The 20,781-nt window shown below is 39.9% G+C and carries 21 protein-coding genes; 20 read left to right on the top strand and 1 reads right to left on the bottom strand.

Annotation, left to right across the window (positions count from 1 at the left end; translation table 11 throughout):
- Positions 1–241: 241 nt before the first annotated feature.
- From ACWPWY_RS08580 to ACWPWY_RS08540, 9 genes are all read left to right on the top strand, one after another.
- Entirely contained in the window at positions 242–664 is a 423-nt protein-coding gene (locus ACWPWY_RS08580; protein ID WP_454191295.1) for a VOC family protein, read from the top strand.
- A gap of 131 nt (positions 665–795) precedes the next feature.
- Positions 796–1,062 (top strand): hypothetical protein, encoded by a 267-nt coding sequence (locus ACWPWY_RS08575; protein ID WP_454191294.1) that lies wholly within the window; start codon positions 796–798, stop codon positions 1,060–1,062.
- A 165-nt stretch (positions 1,063–1,227) separates the two neighbouring features.
- On the top strand, positions 1,228–2,043 hold the full coding sequence (locus ACWPWY_RS08570) for a class I SAM-dependent methyltransferase (protein ID WP_454191293.1): 816 nt from the start codon (positions 1,228–1,230) through the stop codon (positions 2,041–2,043).
- A gap of 88 nt (positions 2,044–2,131) precedes the next feature.
- Positions 2,132–2,491: a hypothetical protein gene (locus ACWPWY_RS08565; protein ID WP_454191292.1), complete on the top strand. Its 360-nt coding sequence runs from the start codon at positions 2,132–2,134 to the stop codon at positions 2,489–2,491.
- A 413-nt stretch (positions 2,492–2,904) separates the two neighbouring features.
- On the top strand, positions 2,905–4,407 hold the full coding sequence (locus ACWPWY_RS08560) for a UDP-N-acetylmuramoyl-L-alanyl-D-glutamate--2,6-diaminopimelate ligase (protein WP_454191291.1): 1,503 nt from the start codon (positions 2,905–2,907) through the stop codon (positions 4,405–4,407).
- A gap of 213 nt (positions 4,408–4,620) precedes the next feature.
- Positions 4,621–5,655: a phosphotransferase enzyme family protein gene (locus tag ACWPWY_RS08555; RefSeq protein WP_454191290.1), complete on the top strand. Its 1,035-nt coding sequence runs from the start codon at positions 4,621–4,623 to the stop codon at positions 5,653–5,655.
- A gap of 63 nt (positions 5,656–5,718) precedes the next feature.
- Positions 5,719–6,102 carry a hypothetical protein gene (locus tag ACWPWY_RS08550; RefSeq protein WP_454191289.1) on the top strand — a complete coding sequence of 128 codons (384 nt, stop codon included), beginning with the start codon at positions 5,719–5,721 and terminating at the stop codon, positions 6,100–6,102.
- A gap of 265 nt (positions 6,103–6,367) precedes the next feature.
- Positions 6,368–7,210 carry a rhamnulose-1-phosphate aldolase gene (gene rhaD / locus ACWPWY_RS08545; RefSeq protein ID WP_454191288.1) on the top strand — a complete coding sequence of 281 codons (843 nt, stop codon included), beginning with the start codon at positions 6,368–6,370 and terminating at the stop codon, positions 7,208–7,210.
- Between the two features lie 171 nt (positions 7,211–7,381).
- Positions 7,382–7,690, top strand: coding sequence for a hypothetical protein (locus ACWPWY_RS08540; RefSeq protein ID WP_454191287.1), 309 nt, complete (start codon positions 7,382–7,384; stop codon positions 7,688–7,690).
- A gap of 167 nt (positions 7,691–7,857) precedes the next feature.
- On the opposite strand, the gene ACWPWY_RS08535 is transcribed toward ACWPWY_RS08540, so the two are convergent.
- The gene (locus tag ACWPWY_RS08535; protein WP_454191286.1) at positions 7,858–10,359 is read right to left on the bottom strand and encodes a pectate lyase family protein; all 2,502 of its coding nucleotides are present in this window, start codon (positions 10,357–10,359) and stop codon (positions 7,858–7,860) included.
- Positions 10,360–10,647: 288 nt separating this feature from the next.
- Here ACWPWY_RS08535 and ACWPWY_RS08530 point away from each other — a divergent pair, with 288 nt between their 5' ends.
- From ACWPWY_RS08530 to ACWPWY_RS08480, 11 genes are all read left to right on the top strand, one after another.
- The gene (locus ACWPWY_RS08530) at positions 10,648–11,439 is read left to right on the top strand and encodes a helix-turn-helix domain-containing protein (RefSeq protein ID WP_454191285.1); all 792 of its coding nucleotides are present in this window, start codon (positions 10,648–10,650) and stop codon (positions 11,437–11,439) included.
- A 40-nt stretch (positions 11,440–11,479) separates the two neighbouring features.
- Positions 11,480–12,133: a M48 family metallopeptidase gene (locus ACWPWY_RS08525; protein WP_454192838.1), complete on the top strand. Its 654-nt coding sequence runs from the start codon at positions 11,480–11,482 to the stop codon at positions 12,131–12,133.
- Between the two features lie 148 nt (positions 12,134–12,281).
- Positions 12,282–12,812, top strand: a complete 531-nt coding sequence (locus tag ACWPWY_RS08520; protein ID WP_454191284.1) for a GNAT family N-acetyltransferase — start codon at positions 12,282–12,284, stop codon at positions 12,810–12,812.
- 34 nt (positions 12,813–12,846) lie between these two features.
- Positions 12,847–14,445 carry a nickel ABC transporter substrate-binding protein gene (nikA, locus tag ACWPWY_RS08515; protein WP_454191283.1) on the top strand — a complete coding sequence of 533 codons (1,599 nt, stop codon included), beginning with the start codon at positions 12,847–12,849 and terminating at the stop codon, positions 14,443–14,445.
- Between the two features lie 65 nt (positions 14,446–14,510).
- Positions 14,511–15,440: a nickel/cobalt ABC transporter permease gene (gene opp1B, locus ACWPWY_RS08510; protein WP_454191282.1), complete on the top strand. Its 930-nt coding sequence runs from the start codon at positions 14,511–14,513 to the stop codon at positions 15,438–15,440.
- A gap of 2 nt (positions 15,441–15,442) precedes the next feature.
- Positions 15,443–16,279 carry a nickel/cobalt ABC transporter permease gene (gene opp1C / locus ACWPWY_RS08505; RefSeq protein ID WP_454191281.1) on the top strand — a complete coding sequence of 279 codons (837 nt, stop codon included), beginning with the start codon at positions 15,443–15,445 and terminating at the stop codon, positions 16,277–16,279.
- 13 nt (positions 16,280–16,292) lie between these two features.
- Positions 16,293–17,102 (top strand): ABC transporter ATP-binding protein, encoded by an 810-nt coding sequence (locus tag ACWPWY_RS08500; protein WP_454192837.1) that lies wholly within the window; start codon positions 16,293–16,295, stop codon positions 17,100–17,102.
- Positions 17,102–17,857, top strand: coding sequence for an ABC transporter ATP-binding protein (locus tag ACWPWY_RS08495; RefSeq protein ID WP_454191280.1), 756 nt, complete (start codon positions 17,102–17,104; stop codon positions 17,855–17,857). The genes ACWPWY_RS08500 and ACWPWY_RS08495 overlap by 1 nt, the downstream gene beginning before the upstream one ends.
- Before the next feature lie 428 nt (positions 17,858–18,285).
- Entirely contained in the window at positions 18,286–19,269 is a 984-nt protein-coding gene (locus ACWPWY_RS08490) for a phosphotransferase enzyme family protein (RefSeq protein ID WP_454191279.1), read from the top strand.
- A 20-nt stretch (positions 19,270–19,289) separates the two neighbouring features.
- On the top strand, positions 19,290–20,069 hold the full coding sequence (locus ACWPWY_RS08485) for a Cof-type HAD-IIB family hydrolase (protein WP_454191278.1): 780 nt from the start codon (positions 19,290–19,292) through the stop codon (positions 20,067–20,069).
- Between the two features lie 110 nt (positions 20,070–20,179).
- A complete protein-coding gene (locus tag ACWPWY_RS08480; RefSeq protein ID WP_454191277.1) occupies positions 20,180–20,677 on the top strand; it encodes an RrF2 family transcriptional regulator in 498 nt (165 codons plus the stop codon).
- Positions 20,678–20,781 lie beyond the last annotated feature (104 nt).

The raw sequence follows: 20,781 nt of genomic DNA, 5'->3' as shown, positions 1-20,781 counted from the left end.
ATTGCCGCCCCGGCAACGCGCCGTACTGATCTTGATTGATGTCTTCCGATGGTCGGCTATAGAGGCAGCCGATGCTAGCTGATATCCATCATTTCATTGACCCCGATTTATTTATTCGATTTGGATTACCATCAGATTTGGACGGAAAGAAGAATTTTTGATATACCGATGATTTTATGGCGGCCGGATCGTCTATACTTATGAATCACAATCGAATCAAAAATTGAGGAGGAACAATCTTATGACGCTAAAACTGACCCCTTATATTACTTTGGAGGGACGTGTAAAGGAAGCAATTCAGTTTTATGAACAAGTCCTCGGTGCAGAAATTCAATCCATAGTTACTTATGGTGAGATGCCGGACATGCCCAATACGTTCACTGACGATCTGAAAAGACTTATAGCTCACGCCAAGTTAAAAGTTGGTACAACAGAACTCATGTTTTCTGATGCTCCAGACGGTTCGCCTATTGAAAACGGGAAACGGGTAACCATTTGCATTACAACGAACGACGTTGAAGAAACAAAACGCATTTATGAAGCCTTGCGGCAAGAAGGTCAAGTCAATATGCCGTTTAAGGAAGAACCTTTCAGCCCTGGGTTTGCTGATGTAACGGATAAATTTGGCGTAACTTTTCAAATTTATACTGAACTTGAAAATTAAAATCGAATAAGAGTTACCCAGAATGATGGCGAGACTCTTTTCTAAGTATATTTCAAACAAAACAACGTAAAAAGAATTTTGGGGAAAGTTTGATGGTGGAGTGCTTTAGTATGAGTTAAGGAGAGGCCATAATGATTAATTTCGGGTTATTGTTATTAACCGTTCTAATTTTAATAGTTACTGTGATCTTTCACGCAGGGGTATTATTGGATTTTATCAGGCCAAGTGTTCTTCAAGTTCAACTTTTCGGTGTTCATTTAACTTTGTTTGGGGTGATTGTTGTATTCGCTTTTGAAAGTTCTTCAGCCTATGGATTTACCATTGGATTAATCGGACTGATCACAGGCATATTCGGCTCTTTTAGAGATCCCTTACCAGCTAAAATTGCAGATAAATAGTAAATAGTTTTTTGCTATAGAGAAAGAGGCTCATGAGCCTCTTTTTGTTTTATCCGGATATAAAATCCACACGTGAAGTGAGAAGTGTTTCTTCGTTGTGGTAATATATGTTTATTATGTAAGTTACATTGTATTTCAAGTAAGAGGACGGAGGCAGATAAAAATATGAAGACTTCTGATTCAACATATGATGTTAGTAAAACAAGTCTAGGGATGGAAGCGGAGCTCATCCGACTCAAAACTCAAGCTTTGATGGCATGGGAGAAAGAATGTAGATATTTGCAGTGGTATGGTTTATCAGACGGAATGAACGTGCTGGAAGTAGGATGCGGACCTGGATATGTGACGGAACAGCTTAATAAGAGCTTCCCTAATAGTGAAATAACAGCATTGGATTTCGATTCTGCTCTACTGCAAAAAGCGAAGGAGAATCATGATTCATCGAAAGTGAAATACGTACAAGCCTCTGTATACGATACCAGGCTTCCTAGTGATCATTATGACTTTGTGATTGCTCGTCTCATTTTTCTGCATTTATTTGAACCATTGAAAGCAGCACTAGAAATTTTCCGAGTGTTAAAACCAGGAGGGAAAGTAGCGATTATCGATATAGATGATGGCATATTTGGAATTGTAGAGCCTAATATAGAATCCTTCCGTTCCGTCCTCGATAAATTAATAGATATGCAGAAAAAAGCAGGCGGTAATCGTGAAATTGGACGAAGCTTGCCAAGATTACTGAGACAAGCAGGGTTTTCCAATATCGATTTGGAAGCTGTTTCTGTACATAGTGATGTAGTTGGGTTAGAAGGTTTTCAGGAGCAATTTAATCCGAAAAGATTCGAGCAATTTTATAGACTAGGCATCTTATCTGAAATCGATCTTCATCATATTGAAAAAGCACATGATAATTTACTGCATAACCCGGATTCTTATGCCTTGATGATTTTTCATATCGCTTGTGGAACGAAGCCGATCTGATGAACTAATGAAGAGATGGGAAAAGAGTTCGTTCTACTATATCTCGAAGAGGTGAATTGCGATTCTTAGACAAGAAAGGAAGCTTATTTTGGTCTCATGTTTGAGCTTATTGTTTCTCGCTTTCTTTGCTACCATCACTGTATTCTATATGGACAGTAAGCAAGCTTCTTTTACTTTGTCCATGGATGAATATGTTCCGTTCGTTTTATTTATTTCATTATTAGTGGTGTATCCCATTCTCGTTGTTGCATTTACAACACCTTTTGTAATTCTTAAGCATTATAACGTGAGTATTTGGGTACGCGTTGTGGTATACATCATTGCTGGGGCGATCATTATGATAATCCCCACCTTTTTAGATAGTTATGAATTTATTTCTATATTGATTGCTTTACTCTTTGGTTTGTTCGACTATATATGGTCAAGAGTTAACCCATCGATAGATTGAGCCTTGAAAGATATAAAAAATCTTCGTTCTACTATAATCAGTTCAGTGTAGAAACTGCTCCACATTTAACTATTAGAGAGGAAGATCCTGCCTAGTGAGTACTCCTGTCTTTCTACTGATTTTTTATGTGGTTATTTGTTTGCTTATCAATGAGATGATTAAATTTCATGATCGGAAACAGGGTGAAAAGCCGAATCACTGGGGATTATTTCTGAATACACAAAGCATTTAATTACGATTATCATAAACAGCATATTCATATATCTCATATCAAGTTATTCCCATGGGATATACATCCACAGTTTTACGTCTGCACTCTCTATTGCTGTTTTTTATAGTATTATCGATTGGATTCTGATGCTCATCATTTATCTATACAATAAGTTAAAAGTTAAATTGTAGGGGGAGTAACATTGAGGTTACAAGAACTCATCGATCAGCTTCATGTGAAACACGCAAATGGGGATACAAACGTTGATATCACAGGGATTAGCATCCATTCACAAACTTTGAAGCCAGGGGACATTTTTGTTTGTATTCCGGGAGTGAATGGACTTCAAGCGGATCGACATCTTTTTATTGATAAAGCAGTGGAAGCTGGGGCTGCTGCAGTCGTTGTAGAACGTGATGTAAAAGTAAATATTCCAACCATAAAAGTGTCCGATGCAAGGTATGCTCTGGCGGTTTTATCCAACCATTTTTATGGTTATCCAAGTACTGAGCTAAAATTGATTGGAATTACAGGAACCAATGGGAAGACAACAACGAGTTATATGCTTGAATCGATTCTTACGGAAGCAGGATACCGAACAGGACTCATGGGGAATATCGGAACGAAAATAGGATCTGAATGGTTCGAAACAGATATAAACACGCAAGATCCGAATCGTTTGCAATACAATCTCCGGAAAATGAGAGATCAGTCTGTCGATTTTTGTGTCATGGAAGTTTCATCACAAGGTCTACATATGGAACGTGTACTGGGATGTGATTTTAGAACGGCGGTATTAACGAATGTATCGCAGGATCACTTAGATTATCACGGGACAATGGAAGAATATATTGCTGCCAAAGGATTGTTATTTTCACGAATGGGGAACTCATTTTCAGCTGACCCTCTAGGGAAGAAATATGCAATTCTGAATGCTGATGATGAATCAAGCCATTTTTTCAAAGAAGTGACACCGGCACAAGTTGTTACGTACGGAATAGAGAGCAAAGCCGATGTGATGGCAGAAGACATTCAGCTTACTTCCAAAGGTACAAAATTCACCATCAAAACGTCTATAGGGACGGAAATCATGGAACTTAATCTGGTTGGTAAATTCAATGTTTATAATGCACTTGCAGCGATCAGCTCTGCTATGGTTGAAGGGATATCACTTGAGGACATAAAACGCGGGTTATTATCACTAAAAAGTGTCGCTGGGCGAATGGAGATTATTCATGCCGGTCAAGATTTTCTTGTACTTGTTGACTATGCTCATACACCGGATGGACTAGAAAATGCCCTTACTACTTTACGTGAATTTGCTGATCAGCATATCATAACTGTGTTTGGTTGCGGTGGAGATCGGGATAAGACAAAACGCCCCATCATGGGTAAGCTTGCAGCGGAATACAGCGACATCATTATCGTGACATCCGATAACCCTCGTTCTGAAGATCCCGATCTCATTCTTCTTGACATTGAACAAGGTGTGCTGGGTAGCGATGTATTTACAGGTCAATACGAACTCATCACCGATCGCAAACAAGCCATTAATCGAGCAATCAGCTTAGCCAAACCAGGAGATATTATTTTGATTGCAGGGAAAGGGCATGAAACCTACCAAATTCTAAAAGATCACACGATACACTTTGATGACCATGAAGAGGCAAAAGAAGCGATCCTTCGGATCAAACCCAAGCACTAAGTTACTAACTTGGAGTTTGGCCAAGTTAAGGTTTATTTTAAAAGTCCATCAAGTATAAAAGGTCGCCAGTTGGCGGCTTTTTTCGATTAAGGAACAATTGGAACAATGGTTAGTAAATCAGTAAAATTTAGCTTAAAAGATTTATTATCTCTCTACCCATTTACTGGTCAATTATAATAACGTAAAGATATCTTCAGGTAAAGGAGACAACGTATGGTTAACGGATTTCAGATGGATACCGAGATCAATCGGAATGATACGCTAAAACAAACCAAGCAAGCTGCTCTTCGTGCACTACAAAAATACGAAATTAATTGGAATTCAATTCACTTTATCCAAATATCGGAGCATGTTACTTTTCGAATTGTTTCAGATATGGATGGATCATTTTTACTCCGCATTCATTCGAAAGATAAAGATCAGAGAGAGATTAGCTCTGAACTAGAATGGACAACAGCGATGAAAAGGAAGGGCATAACTTTACCTGTTGGCGTGCGGAATAGGGAGGGTTCTTTCGTTACCACTACATATTCTGATGACGGAAAACCGTACCATGCGACTTTATTAACTTGGGTCGAAGGTGAGCGTTTAGAGAAGGGGGAGCATACAGAGGAGAGCATTCAAAAGTTGGGGGAATTGATGGCAAATCTTCACGAAGCAAGCGCTGATTTTAGTCCCTCTACTAATTTCTCGCGTCCTTCCTGGGGCATCCGTACTTTTGAAAGGGATTGGGCTCATCTTCAACTGAATCATGGGCATTTTATATCAGATGAAGCGTTAGAGTTGTATTCGATGGCCGCTGAGAAAGTGATAGAACTACTCAAAACACTTACTAGTCACGAACATGACTTTGGAATGATTCATGCTGACTTACATAATGGTAACATCGTGTTCTTTGAGGGTGAACCTTATCCGATCGATTTCGGCAGGTGCGGCTTCGGTTATCATTTATATGATATGGCACAGTCAATTCTTGGACTATTCCCTCCGCAAAGAGTTCTTTTTATGAAAGGGTATAAGAGAATTAGACAATTGGATGGTGAATACATACCGAAGCTGGAAACTTTCTTCATTATGGCGCTCATTGAAGCATATAGTTTTCATGCGGAGAATTCTGCGGAGACGGATGGTTTAATTGAAGAGCAGCCTTATGCGGAGGCTATATTGAAAGCCTATTTGAACGGTACATCTTTTCTATTTGAGGCACTGGAAATTCCCTGTGATTCAAATTCTGAGATGAGTCAGTAAATTGACACTATATTCCTTCTAAAGGGCGCCGATAGACATAAACATAAGATCAAAACTTAGGGTGTGGTCTCATTGATATCAGCAATTGTATTCTCTTCTCTAATTGCCATTGTCATTTTATTTCAACTAGCACTAGCCGCAGGAATACCTTGGGGAAGTTATGCAATGGGAGGGAAGTATCCAGGGAAATACCCACCCATTATGCGCATAGCTGCTTTATTTCAGGTTCTTATTCTGGCACTACTCGCTGTAATCGTACTTAGTAAGTCTGGGATTACACTTCCTCGGTCGTATCCATTTGCAAATTCTGCAATTTGGTTTGTTGTTGTTTTTTCAACGGTTGCTACGATACTGAATATGCTGACAAGGAGCAAATGGGAAAGAAGAATTTGGGCACCTGTTTCTATACTGCTTCTTATTACAAGTATAACTGTAGCTTTTAACTAAATAGAGGTAATATTATGGCTAAATTTAATGGGTAAAAAATAATACGATCCAATTTAGCGTAGCTATTGTAAACAAAGATACACCTTATTTATCTAATATGGTGTATCTTTGTTTATGTGGACTTCAAAGAAAATAACAGATATGATAGATGGTAAAATGGTTGATTTCAGTACTGAGGGAGTCAAACAAATATATTCTTATTGTCTCACAAGATCTATTGTAAATTTTATGTTTACTTGAATTAGAAAGGATTGTGGTGACGGAGATGAGTACGACTCATGGATTTAAGAAGGAAAATGTACCCGCATTGGATATTCCATTTGTTAGAGTGATGGCTGAAGCTACACAGCATATGTGGAGATTTGGCTGGGACGAGCGAAATGGAGGCAACGTCAGCTATCTGCTCGATGAATCAGAAGTTGCTGCCTATATGGATATTGATCGAGTGATCCGTACATTTAAGCCTGCATTTCCAGTTAACGAACTAGCGGGAAAATATTTTATCGTAACGGGTTCCGGGAAATATTTTAAAAACATTATTGATGATCCCGAAGCTAACTTAGGTGTGATTCGTATATCTAAGGATGGGGAGACACTTGAGCTTCTCTGGGGATTACCAGATGATGCGAAGCCAACAAGTGAACTCGCTGCTCACTTCATGAGCCATATCGAAAGGATAAAAATCGATCCTAACCATCGTGTAGTCATACATAACCATGCGACGAATGTGATAGCGATGACTTTCATTCACGAATTAAATGAGGATAAGTTTACGAGAACCTTGTGGGAAATGTGTACAGAATGTATTGTTGTTTTTCCAGACGGTATTGGAATCATACCTTGGATGGTACCCGGTTCTAGTGAGATTGGTCGCGAGACTGCACTCAAAATGGCGGAACATCGTGCCGTGTTATGGCCGCATCATGGTATCTTTGGTACAGGCAGTTCTATTGATGATGCGTTAGGGCTTATCGAAACGATCGAAAAAGCAGCTCAGATCTATATGTTAATTGCACACCACGAAATCAAACAAAAAATAACAAACCAAGAATTAATCGATCTTGCAGAGGCATTTGGAGTCGTGCCACGTCCAGGAATTTTAAATTAATCAATTCAAAGCTTCTATCCATTAGGATAGGGCTTTTCTTTTTGGGTTTTTAAAGCTAAATAAGAATCGGCAGGAATGGTTTTGACAGAAGGTTCAGGGAATGAGAAAATATAATTTGATGTAGAAAATGTAGAGAGTATTGAAAGTGATGACCATATAGGAGGCACATTAATGAATCAGCGTTTTCGTATAACACGATCGATGCAAGAAAACATAGCAGAGCAAGCGATTACTTTGGAAGAGTGCAAAGATTACTTTGCAACGAAACCCGATTTTACCTACACGGAAGTATTCACCGTAAAAGGTACAGAGAGCACGATGTCTATCAAAGGTGATTTTTTCATGTGGAAGCATGAAGATCTTGAAGTACCGTTCCGGCTTTACATGGGAGACATCTATGTAGCCGTTTCAAACGAAGCGGTCATTCCTAAAATGCTTGAAATTTCATCAGATCTTCGAGCTGATGTGGTTGAAGGGTAAACCTTATCATTAACAGAATCATAGAGCTGGATGAATAAATAGAAGCAGGTAAAGCAGGTAACCAGGTGAATTTTGATCCCTCATACACAAAAATATGGGGGATTTTTGCCATCCCCCATAAAAAATTATAATCTAGTATTTTGTATTCACCACATTGACCTTATAGCTTATTCACCAATTGGGTTAAAGGTATCTTTGATGCTAACATTGGAGAACTTCGCATAGTTCAACTGCTCAATATCATTTGCTACATCATTGCTGTCTACGGCCATGCCAACATATACAGAATCTCGCATAGTGACCGTCTTTTCACCGATTCGTGTCCAGTTGCTACCGTCTGCTGAACCATAAGCATAGAAGGTATCGCCTTTCCGTCCGAGCTTGAGCCAGTACCCTTGTTCCGCCCCGTTCAGTTTAAATGCAATGTCAGGAAGGAGCTGAATTCCTGCTTCTTGTGCTGCAGCTGGGCTATCCAACGTTTCCGTTAATCGGTCGAAGTCCGCACCCTTGCTGTTTCTTCCAGCTAGATAGGTAGACCAGCTGTAATCTTTGGATAATTTCACAGAAGAGAGTCCCAAAGCAGTGGTAGCACTATCCTTTTTCAAGTCATCTCGAATCATCAGACCGGTAAAAGCATGATTGTCTACAGAACCAATCTCCTCTAGCTTCGCGGTAATCTCCATATCCCCTGATAATTCCTTATAAACGAAATGGAAATCGTCCTTGTCTGCATCATTCTCACGAGATTGTTTCGTACTGCCTTCACTCATCCCGAGTTTCCCATTACCTTTTACGGTGAATACGCCATCTGCCATACTTGCCGTACCCTTAAGATCAGGAGAGCCGATATCGTCAGATTTGAAACCTTCACTAGCAAGAGAGCGAGAAGGTGCACTGACATGAATATTAGCAGCGGTGGTTTGGGTTGAGTTTCCTTTCGAATCCGTAACTCTTGCCGAGATATAATAGGAAGCATCTGCAAGATCTTTAATCGTATACTCGTAGTTATTTCCTTTTTTCACAGCATCGCCAAGATACTCCGAACCATTGTATACAGCAACCTTACTAATTTTATGTCCGAATTTGGAGTCCGCTTTGATTTTCACGGAGACGGCTTCTCCTACATTCAGCTGTGTATTATTATCTGGTTTTGTCATTTTGGCTTCAGGATTCTCCGCCACATGGTTCATATCCACTAGACTATTAATGTAGAGTTCAAGCCAAGTATAACCTTGGTCTGTCACCGTCTTATATGCATCTGTGGTATCCCAGATCTCGTTTTTCTTTTCCCAATTATCCTCAATACCATTTTGATTCGTGTCATAACTCGCAGGATGTTGTTCCTCAATCACACCAAAAGGAGAGACATAACCTCCAACCTCATGTTCTGTGTTAATGTATCTACCTAACCCTTTTTCTACCTCAGCTACAATTCTCGCATCGATTGCGTCACGACGAGGATAGGTGGCTCCTGCTTTTTGTAAGATCGCGTCAAGTAATTGACCGTTCGCTATTTTCACACCATTTTGTACATAATCATCAAAAGCTTGATTCGTAATTCCGTGATTTACCCCGGTGCTATCTGCGGACAGATAGGGGGTAGTTGCATAGGTCGTTTTTGTATCGCCTTCGTTATCACCCGAGTTTTGGATATATTTCGATGTAGCATCGAGTAAACCCGTTTTTTTATTATTAATCTGATTGCCTGAGATGTAGAAACCGCCCATTTTTTTCGATTCACCCGCATCTAGCACCCGGTCTGTCACATTATCCCTGGTACCTGGGCCTGCGATCTCTACGTTATTCATAAAATTAGTAAAGGTAAAGCCTCCGCCATATGTAGTATTAAATCCCCAGTTATAGATGACGTTGTTAGAGAATTGAACGACAGCAACATGATCTGCGTTGGCAGCTCCTGCATAACCGCCGCCGAGTCTTGGATTCCGCGAAGTATGATTTGCATACAGATTATGATGGAAGATTGTTTTATCTCCCCCCGCAATACCGCCGTAGCCATGACGACCTTTAGAGTGCCCCGATAGCGTCAGACTCTCTGAAATGATCGACCACTGAATTGTTCCGTTCTCACCTCTGTAAGCAGACAGGGTCTCATCTGTGTTCCAACTGAAGGAAGAGTGATCAATAATGAAATAGTTGTTGTCTCTTCCCCATAGGGCGTCCATTGAATCACTGCCATTATATACATTGGTTGCGCCTGGGCGGAAGGAGAGATACCTAATGATAATGTTTTCCGAATCGCTGATATTCGTATCCCAGCCCGCAATGGTAATTCCATTGCCAGGTGCGGTTTGACCCGCAATGGTCAAATTCTTAATATTTTTAAGACGAAGGGAGCCTTTCAGTTCAATGGTACCGGAAACGTTGAAGACAATCGTGCGTCCTTCTTTAGGAGTAGATTGAATCCCATATCGAAGCGATCCTTCAATAGGTTGATCTTTTTCACCATAATCGTTGAGGTTCGTAACAATGTATACATCGCCGCCACGACCGCCGCTGGTATAAGCGCCGCCGCCTTCTGCACCAGGAAAAGCAGGGATCAAAGCTCCTTTGAACTGACTTCCTTCCGCTGCCTGTACAGAATCAAGACCAAAAGGCTGCAAACCTGTTAATGAAAGCGCTACCGAAAAACTCAAAAAGACGGTCATCATCTTTCTGGAACCTCTTCCTCTTAACTTCCATTTCATCTGATTGTTGTATAACATGAGTGCATCCCTTAGGACGTAACTGCAATCCTGTTATACTCCCTCCCTTCATTAATATGTTGCTTACGCTATTACTTTAAATCTTCTAATTTGTATTTACATGCCATAAGTTTGTTTTTTTGTGCCAAATATTGTAGCTTGTTCTTGTACTAATGAGGATATCTATACTATGTTCTTAGTAGCACAGTAAACTTCGTTAGGGAATTTCTAATGCGGATAGGGGAGGAGCAAGGTATGAAAATCAAATACCAGCATCGTAATCAGGATTTTCATCTGTTTATTTCTACGAATAATACATATCCTCTTCACTTGCATAAGAATGTCGAAATCACCATGGTGTTATCGGGAGAAATTAATATCAGGATTAATCACCAAGATTATCTATTGTCTGAAGGTGAGATGGCGATCGTTTTTCCTAACCAGCCTCATAGCTATAAAACGGTGGAAAACAATCAGATTCTGCTGATCTTTTTTGATGCAACCTTCCCAGGCGATTATACGGGAGATTTACTAAACTATATTCCAAGCCATCCGATTATCCCAAAACACGAGGTTGTGACGAACGCGCTGACCATGCTGTGCAAATTATATAATGAACAAGTAGACAGTCGCTTGATTAAGGCATACCTGTCTGTAATTTTAGGACATGCGTTTCCGTTATTGTCTCTGAAGAAAGCAGATTATACGAAAGACATGACGATCATTCAAAAAATACTTACCTATATAGACCTCCATTTTTTAGATCCGATCACGCTGGATACCCTTTCAAAGGAGCTAGGGATCAGTAAATTTCATGTTTCCCGGATGTTCTCCGAACAGTTCCAAATCTCTTTTCGTGATTACATTAACGCCCAGCGCGCCGCTTACGCTTACATGCTGCTAACGTCCACTACAAAACCGGTCACCGTCATTGCGTTTGATTCTGGATTCAATAGTTTGCGATCTTTCTATCGCGCTTTTAAAAAAGAATATGCCATCGCACCTAATGAATTTCGGAGAAACATTTCAGATGCCTTGCGTTTATAGTAATATAGAGAAAAAATAAGATATAGAAACGATGTTGATCATGAAAATCGAACTAGACAACCGGCAAATTGAATTTCATGTGGAATACGGTCCACGCAAAAAACTCTCGATTCAGATCTATTCTTCGGGCCTGATCATTGTGAAAGCGCCAAAGCACACAGAAGATGAGGTAATCATGAACGCTGTACGTCAGCAAGGGGATAAGATTGTAAAACAACTCGAGAGCATTGAAGCTGCTCGCACACCGACAAAAATAAGAGAATACGAAGAAGAAGGGAAATTCCTTCATCTGGGGAAGTATTACTTCCTGCATGAATTGATTGAGACAGAAGGTAAGTCAGAAGCAGAGTTAAGGGAGGCTTTAAAGAAATTTTACTTCACAAGCTGTAAGAAAGTGATTAGCGAACGCATTAAAATCTATCAGAAGCAGCTAAAAGTCACGCCCAAATCTTTTGTCATTGAGGAATCCAGGACGAAATGGGGAAGCTGTAACGCAGCGAAACAGCTCACTTTTAATTACCGTCTCGCCATGGCGCCGATGGAGGTCATCGATTATGTCGTGATTCATGAACTTTGTCATCTGCTCCATATGAATCATGATCGTTCTTTTTGGAGACGAGTCGGAAGTATGATGAAGGATTACAAAGCCAAAGAAGCCTACCTTGCGAGGTATGGGCAAGACATGACACTGTAATTTTAGCTGGCAAACCATATATTGCAAGGTTTGTTCTTTTCTTGTGCGTAAGATGTCGAAGTCACTCAACAAAACTTGAATTTTCGCTTTGTGACTAATAATATTAATTCATAGAAATGTTTAAGGATAAGGGGAAGCTTGAGAGAAAATGAAAATACAGCAGCCGTATAGTATTAGAAAAGTGCAAGCTGATGAACGTGACCAAATCGTAGAGTTTATGATGAGGGTACGTAAAGAAATCTTCCCGATGTTAACTCAGGATGAGCTTCCGCCAGACCTACTTAATTTTAATGAATATTATATGGAGCAGGACGATGCAGCGATTTTTGCTGCTTTTTTTGAGGACGGAACGGTGATTGGGACCATCGCGATCACTCCATATGATAGAAGATTTAAACATCTTGATAGATTCTATCATCATAGTAAAACGGCTGAAATCGTCAAATGCTACGTTGATCCGGAATATAGGAGATTCGGTCTGGGGTCGGTCTTATTTCAAGAAGCTTTGCAATATGGTAAGCAGACTGGCTATGAAACGCTATATTTGCATACCCATCCGTTTCTGCCGGGTGCAATCCCATTTTGGAAATCAAAAGGTTTTGAAGAAAGGTTCGCTGAAGATGATCCAATCTGGAATACACTTCATATGGATTTACAAGTAAATCAGCACGACGAATAGGATATTAATTTATAACAAAAAGGGAGCACACGAAGTGAAAAAATGGCAACTTAATATGACCTTATTACTCTGTTTACTCATGGTATTCGTTACAGGATGTCAAGGGGGGAATGCAGCTAGTATGGAAGATCGTTCGCGCGATGAAATCGTCTATGCTAGCACAAAAGATATAAGAGATATCAACCCTCATTTATATAGCGGGGAAATGTCAGCCCAAAATATGGTGTTTGAATCACTTGTCATCAATACAGATGAAGGTGTAAAGCCTGCTCTAGCGGAAAGCTGGGGAATTTCAGAAGACGGGTTAGAGTATACCTTTCATTTAAGACAAGATGTTACTTTTACCGATGGAGAGCCTTTTAATGCGGAAGCTGTAAAGGTAAACATGGATGCGGTATTAGATAATAGTGAACGCCATGCTTGGCTTGATATGGTAAATGAGATCAAAGAAAACGTGGTAGTCGATGAATATACATATAAACTTGTATTGAAGCATCCCTACTATCCAGCTTTAACTGAACTCGGCCTTACTCGTCCATTCCGATTTATCTCGCCCAAATCTTTTATTGATGGAGAGACAAAGGGTGGAGTTAGCAGCTATGCAGGAACAGGTCCTTGGGTGCTAACGGAACATAAAGAAGGGCAATATGCGGTGTTTACAGCTAATGAAAATTATTGGGGTGAAAAACCAAAAGTTTCAACAGTGAAGTGGAAGGTTATGCCCGATCCGCAAACGATCTTGCTTGCTCTTCAAAAAGGAGAAGTGGATCTGATCTTTGGAGCTGATGGCGATATGATTGATATTGACTCGTTCAAAGCATTAGAAGAACAAGGTCAATATACAACAGATATAAGTAAACCGGTTGCTTCAAGAGCCATTTTACTCAACTCCAACAAGCCCATTACAGGTGATGTTAAAGTCCGTGAAGCATTTCAATATGCTATTGATAAAAAGTCCATTGCAGATGAGATTTTGAATGGTTCTGAATCGGTGGCAGATACGTTACTTTCGCCTACGGTACCCTATAGTGATCTGAATTTAGAGGCAAGAACGTTTGAGCCAGAGAAAGCAAACCAACTTTTAGATGAGGCGGGCTGGGCACTCGGAAATGACGGATACCGATATAAGGATGGAGAGAAGTTAGAGCTTTCTATTTACTATAATTCTAACAATGCGCAAGAAAAAACAATTAGCGAATTCATTCAAAGCGATTTGAAAAACGTAGGGGTAGAATTGAAAATAATGGGTGAGGAGAAACAGGCTTTTCTAGATCGTCAAAAATCAGGTGATTTTGATCTGATGTACTCCTTATCATGGGGTACTCCATATGACCCTCAGTCTTATCTATCCTCATGGAGAATTCCGGCACATGGTGATTATCAAGCACAGATTGGACTGGATCAAAAAGAATGGTTAGATGACACCATTACAGCCGTGATGATTGAGGCAAGTGAAGAGAAGCGTCAGGAGATGTATAAAGATATTCTCTCTTATATACATGATGAGGGAGTCTATATTCCTCTAACGTATTCGCGTACAAAAGCGGTTTATGTTCCGGAGTTAAAAGGTGTCACATTTAATGTTTCCCAGTATGAGATACCATTTGAAAAGATGTATTTCGAACAATCATAATTTTAGGTGAAAAAGACAGATCTCAAAAATCTGTCTTTTTCATTCATTTTAGGGAGAATCACGAAATGGGAAATTACATGATAAAAAGATTGTTAAGCATGATCCCCATCTTATTAGGTATATCTTTTTTATCTTTTATTTTGATTAATTTAAGTCCAAGTGACCCGGCTGAAGTCGCACTTCGTGTTAATGAAATCACACCGACAGAAACAGCGGTAGCTGAAATGCGTGCAGAACTTGGTCTCGATAAATCATTTATGGAAAGATATGCATCATGGGTACTAGACAGTCTGCAAGGAGATTTTGGTAACAGTTATATTACGAACAAACCGGTCATTAGCGAAATGAGCCGTGCGATTCCAGCAACTTTGCATTTAGCATTGGTGTCACTTGCGATTATTTTGACGGTTAGCATGGTAGCCGCCGTCATATGCACAGTATATGAGGGTACGATTATTGACCGTTTTATTAGAGGAATGGTTTTTGTATCGGAGGCAATACCAAGCTTTTGGATTGGCTTACTCCTCATGTGGTTATTTGCAGTAAAACTAAATTTACTGCCAACGAGTGGAATGGAGTCGCCGAGCTCCGTTATTCTTCCGGCTGTTACTCTTTCTTTTGCCTATATATCAACCTACGTAAGACTGCTGCGAAATAACATGGTGAAGAACAAGCTAGAGAATTACGTGCTGTATGCAAAAGCTCGCGGCTTAAAGGAACGAAAGATTTTCGAACATATATTTAAAAACTCTCTGCAATCCTCGATTGCTGCACTTGGCATGTCCATCCCTAAACTTATCGCAGGTACGGTTATCGTGGAAAACATCTTTGCATGGCCAGGAGTAGGCCGATTATGTATTACAGCGATATTTAATCATGATTATCCAATCATTCAAGCCTATGTACTTCTTATGGCGGTATTATTTGTAGGCTGTAATCTACTAGTGGATATCATTACGATGTTATTAGATCCAAGACTTAGAAAAGAGGCTTAACCGTGGGGGTAATTAATAGATTAAAGAATGATCGTCTAGCGATGGTATGTATAGGATTTCTATTTGTTGTTATTTTAGCTGGGGTATTCGCTCCGATGATTGCACCGCATAACCCGATTGAAACCAATGTAAAAGAGAAATTTGCAGGGATAAGTATGAACTATCCGTTAGGTACGGATCAGCTTGGGCGCTGTATTTTGTCAAGATTACTCTACGGGATACGTACCACGGTGTTTACTTCCTTATTAGCGATGGCAGTAACCATTATCATAGGGACAATTCTAGGGGTAATCGCTGGGATTTCACGTGGTAAAGTAGATGAATTGATTATGAGAATTTGTGATGTTTTTTTATCGTTTCCAAGTGAAGTGATGATTCTAGCGATTGTGGGGATGATGGGACCAGGTTTATTTAATGTGATTATCGCAAGTATTATCGCAAAATGGGCTTGGTACACTCGCATGATACGGACCATTGTTTTAAAATATACCGACAAAAATTATATCCGGTTTGCCAAAGTATCAGGTTGCAGCACGAGACATATTGTAAAAACGCATATTTTACCGGGAGCAGCCGGAGAAATCGCCGTTTTAGCCACACTGGATACGGGATCTGTCATCCTGGTCATCTCAGCGCTGTCTTTCTTAGGATTAGGTGTACAAGCTCCGACACCAGAGTGGGGTATGATGCTCAACGAAGCAAAAAACGTAATGATTATACATCCCTATCAAATGCTTGCTCCTGGTATTGCGATACTGCTCGTGGTAGCGGCTTTTCATTTCGTAGGAGACAGTCTACAAGATGCCTTTGATACGAAACGCGGAACGAAGAAGGGGTGAGATGAACTTGAGTGTGTTAGAAGTAAAGGGCTTATCCATTACAGATCAACGGAAAAAGACGGTTCTCGTAGAAAATGTGAATTTCACGTTAGATCGTAATCATTGTCTTGGTATAGTCGGTGAAAGTGGGAGCGGTAAATCCCTTACCACAAAGGCTATACTCGGACTGACTCAGCCCTCGTTGAAGGTTACGGGGCATGTTTATTTTGATGGCGATGATCTATTGCAACTGGGTAAGAAAGAGATGAGAAAGATAAGAGGCAAGCGGATCTGCATGATCTTGCAAGACGCGATGTCTGCCTTTGATCCTCTATATACAATGGGAAGTCAAATGATCGAGACCTTGTGTGAAAACCTTGAAATATCGAAAAAAGAAGCGAGAGTTCTCTCTATTATAGAGCTTGAAAAGATGCAAATTAAAGAACCAGAACAAGTGCTGAAGAAATACCCGCATCAGTTATCAGGCGGTATGCTGCAGCGATGTATGATTGCTATTGCGATGGCAGTGAAACCCGATATTATTATTGCGGATGAACCTACAACAGCACTTGATTCCATCACGCAAAATGAGGTAGTAAAAGAGTTTGAACGTCTGCGAAGTGAACTCGATACGGCTGTTATTTTTATATCTCATGACCTCGGCGTCATACAAAGACTAGCGCAAACGGTACTTGTTATGAAAGAAGGAAAACAAGTTGAGTATGGACGAATAGAAGATGTATTTTTAAGGCCAAAACAGGAGTATACGAAGTTTTTAATTCGTACCCGAGAACAATTAACGAAGTCCTTTTCAGATTCGATGAGAAAGGATGATCCAGAGTAATGCTTGAAGTCAAAAGTGTGTATAAGAGCTATAAAAAATCAGGGAAGGGTTTTAGAAAAGAGAAACTGAATGTATTACAGGATGTTTCCTTTCGTATACGTGCAGGCGAATGTGTCGGTTTGGTGGGAGAGAGCGGAAGCGGGAAAAGTACGTTAGGCCGATTGATCTTAGGTCTTGAAAAGGCAGACGAGGGCTCCATACGTATGGAAGACAAAGAGGTAACTACCTGGATCAAAGAAAACAAGGGACAAATGAGCGTCGTTTTTCAGGATTATACTTCGTCCGCTAATCCCTATTATAAAGTAAGTGACGTCATTAGTGAGCTGCTTCGAGCCTTTGGAACCGCTGGAGGAATTCAGGAACAAGTGGAATACTTGTTACAAAAAGTCGGTCTCCCTTTATCCGTGGCAAATCGTTATCCCCATGAACTCAGCGGCGGCGAATTACAGAGAGTGTGCATTGCAAGAGCCATTAGTGCAAACCCTAGATTCCTAGTGCTGGATGAAGCGATTAGTTCACTTGATGTTTCAACGCAGTCGCAAATTATGGAGCTGCTGTACAGGCTGAAAGAAAACGATAATATGACCATTCTTTTCATCGCTCACGATCTGCAGGCTGTATCCCATTTATGTGATAGAGTCATGTTTATGGAGAACGGCCAAATTGTAGAGCAGATTTCAACTAGCAACCTCTCTGAGGTTCAGAACGACTATGCAAAAAAACTGCTGGATTCCGTTATTTCATTTCATGTCTAGTGGGCGTTGGGTAAGTTGAGGAAAAGATAACTGTATGAGTTTTAGGCTGCTGGTAGATTCAGCAGCCTTTTTTTGAACCCTTTAAAGGGATTAGATATATATATCTTTATTTTCCGAAAAAATGATGTACGAATAGAATCCCAATTTTCTTGCCTTTTTACATATAATACGCCTCCTAACCTACTAATATTTCAAATATGTAACATCATACAACTCAATAACCTAGAGATCTGGACAATAATTAGGTGTGCAGCTATCAAGGAACCATATTTTAACATTTGTTGAGAATATCTACAATCATATATTGATTAGTTAAATTCAGTTATAGTCGTATTCTCCCCATACTACGATGACGGTTCATGTTATGCTCACCATAAGAAAGATCCATGTTAGCTGAATATATCCGATATGAGGAGCGATGCGAATCTATGTTACAACTGAAGTATCTATTCAATAATGAAGACTTGGCAGAAATGATTTTAAAAAATTGGAGTTTTGATGAAGGATCAGAGGAATTGTTTAAGGACTATCGGATATCTTCAAACGCCATTTATCCGTATATTAGCGAAGGTAAAGCTCAGATCTTACGGTTTGCACCTACAGCAGAGAAAATGAAATCCAACATAGTAGCTGAACTTGATTTTATCTCGTACTTGCGTGGCAAAGAGTATGGAGTGTTAGAATCAACTCCATCAAAGCACGGTGAGAAGCTTATCGAGGTAAGCACACCATGGGGCGAATACTATGCATCGGCTTTTCAGCATGTACCCGGCAAGCAGATTAGCAACACGGATTTTAGTGATGAAATCATATTTAGTTATGGAAAAGCACTGGGAAGGCTTCATTACTTATCTAGTCAATACACACCTGGTGATTACAAAAGATGGTCCTATAGCGATGTGTTAGACTGGATGGACGAAATGGTGAAAGATAACCCAGATGAATCAGCTGCAAGGAAGGAAATTAAATTACTGAGAGCATACTTTGCTACAGTTCCTAAATCTTCACATAATTATGGATTAATTCACTATGATTTTGAATACGATAACGTATTTTACGATGAAGATACGGAGTCTTGTTATGTCATTGACTTTGATGATGCAATGTACCATTGGTATGGAATGGATATTGAACAAGCACTGGACAGTTTAGAGGACTATACTCCAATGGAGTTATTTCAGCAGAAGAAACAATCTTTTCTGGATGGCTATCTCACGCAGTACGAATATTCAAATGATCTGGAGACTTTCTTACCCGCATTCCGGCGTTTTTCAAATCTCTATGGATATGTGCGAATATTAAAATCGATGGAGGAGAAATGGGATCATGAGCCTGAATGGCTAACGAATCTACGAAAGAAAATGACAGCTGCACTCAAAGCAAAAGGGTATTCATTTGGTCAGCCGATTTAAGGGAGGATTTTCGAGAATCAATGTATAAAATCGTGTTTTTTGACGTAGATGGCACTCTATTAAGTGAAATTGACAGAAGCCTGCCCTTAAGCACGAAAGAAGCAATCAGCGAATTGATAGAGAAAGGAATAAAAGTCGTAGTGGCAACAGGAAGACCATACAATCTGTGTGAAGAGTTTAAGATGATGGGGATTAACACGATTATCTCTGCGAATGGTGCTCTGATCAAATGTGATGATGAAGTCATCTATAAATCGGTACTTTCAATAGAAATGGTTCGGGATATTTCTTCTTTTGCTGAACGAAACGGTCACGGTATGTCCTATTTCACCGAACAATTTGCTATGAACGGGATTGGCTTTGATGATGACCGGATCATGGGGGCACTACAAGAGACATTGAGTATTACACGGTATCCGGAAAAAATAGTTTCTCTGTCTGAAGAAGTATACTGCATATGCTTATATGCGGATGTTAATGAAATTCAAAAATTTGAGAACCAATTCCCACAGCTCAGGTTTGAGCGATTTCATGGTTATGTAACGAATGTACTCGAAGAAGCCGAAGTATCCAAATCAGCTGCGATCAAAAGAGTGTTAGACTATCTGAACATTCCCAAAGAGGAAGCCATCGCTTTTGGTGACGGAGGAAATGATATCGACATGCTGGAGTATGTAGGCTTGGGCATTGCGATGGGGAATGGTAATGAACTACTTAAGCAAAGCGCAGATTTCGTTACGAAAAGGGCAAGTGAAGGCGGCATTTCCTATGCATTAAGAAAATTTGGCATTATTTCGTAGATGGCGCACGGTCTTATTTTTTATTAATGTATTGCTAAAATATTACTAATCCTTTATTATAGACACCCTAGGTCCATAATTAAGGGGATTTTAGGAAAGGAGAAGTGAAGATGCAATTCTCGAAAAGTACAGACTACGCGTTGCACGCATTAGTGCATCTGGGTAACTCGAGCAGTCTTAGCAATACTGGAATCAAGGAATTATCATCATCCATTGGTGTTTCTGAAAGTTATTTATCTAAAATCATGTCTAAGTTACGGCAAAATGGAATTGTACGTGCTGTTCCTGGAGTCAACGGTGGATACGAACTAGCTCGTCCAGCGGATCAGATCTCTTTCCTTGATGTGGTTCAAGTGATTGAAGGGAATCAGCAGCTGTTTGAATGTTCACATGCCAATTCCCGTTTGCATAAGTTGCTTACTCACAAGGAAGAAGAACCTTTATGTCAGGAACATTTAGAGAATCATAAGAACTGTTTGATTGAAAAGGTGATGAACGGGGCAGAGCAACACCTATATCAATACTTAAGGGAACACACAATTGGATCCATAGTGGAAGAGGCAGCAAAACGTTGTAATCATAAAGGAAATAATGAAAATAAGGAGTAAGTGTTTTTTGTTCTAATTATGGATAGATGATATCTATAATTAGGCGACAGATGGTAAAGACTTCGTAATGTAAAGATACAATATAATATAGGGAATAAAGAGGG

It is taken from the genome of Paenibacillus sp. Marseille-Q7038 (genome assembly GCF_965111595.1).
The sequence above is the reverse complement of the archived record's forward strand: the minus strand, read 5'-3'. Positions and strand labels throughout refer to the sequence as shown.

Coding starts and splice junctions, on each gene's coding strand:
- ACWPWY_RS08555 (WP_454191290.1), top strand. CDS start 4,621: ATGGTTAACGGATTTCAGATGGATACCGAGATCAATCGGAATGATACG.
- rhaD (WP_454191288.1), top strand. CDS start 6,368: ATGAGTACGACTCATGGATTTAAGAAGGAAAATGTACCCGCATTGGAT.
- ACWPWY_RS08485 (WP_454191278.1), top strand. CDS start 19,290: ATGTATAAAATCGTGTTTTTTGACGTAGATGGCACTCTATTAAGTGAA.
- ACWPWY_RS08570 (WP_454191293.1), top strand. CDS start 1,228: ATGAAGACTTCTGATTCAACATATGATGTTAGTAAAACAAGTCTAGGG.
- ACWPWY_RS08540 (WP_454191287.1), top strand. CDS start 7,382: ATGAATCAGCGTTTTCGTATAACACGATCGATGCAAGAAAACATAGCA.
- opp1B (WP_454191282.1), top strand. CDS start 14,511: ATGGGAAATTACATGATAAAAAGATTGTTAAGCATGATCCCCATCTTA.
- ACWPWY_RS08525 (WP_454192838.1), top strand. CDS start 11,480: ATGAAAATCGAACTAGACAACCGGCAAATTGAATTTCATGTGGAATAC.
- ACWPWY_RS08530 (WP_454191285.1), top strand. CDS start 10,648: ATGAAAATCAAATACCAGCATCGTAATCAGGATTTTCATCTGTTTATT.
- ACWPWY_RS08535 (WP_454191286.1), bottom strand. CDS start 10,359: ATGATGACCGTCTTTTTGAGTTTTTCGGTAGCGCTTTCATTAACAGGT.
- ACWPWY_RS08480 (WP_454191277.1), top strand. CDS start 20,180: ATGCAATTCTCGAAAAGTACAGACTACGCGTTGCACGCATTAGTGCAT.
- ACWPWY_RS08520 (WP_454191284.1), top strand. CDS start 12,282: ATGAAAATACAGCAGCCGTATAGTATTAGAAAAGTGCAAGCTGATGAA.
- ACWPWY_RS08495 (WP_454191280.1), top strand. CDS start 17,102: ATGCTTGAAGTCAAAAGTGTGTATAAGAGCTATAAAAAATCAGGGAAG.
- ACWPWY_RS08490 (WP_454191279.1), top strand. CDS start 18,286: ATGTTACAACTGAAGTATCTATTCAATAATGAAGACTTGGCAGAAATG.
- ACWPWY_RS08575 (WP_454191294.1), top strand. CDS start 796: ATGATTAATTTCGGGTTATTGTTATTAACCGTTCTAATTTTAATAGTT.
- ACWPWY_RS08580 (WP_454191295.1), top strand. CDS start 242: ATGACGCTAAAACTGACCCCTTATATTACTTTGGAGGGACGTGTAAAG.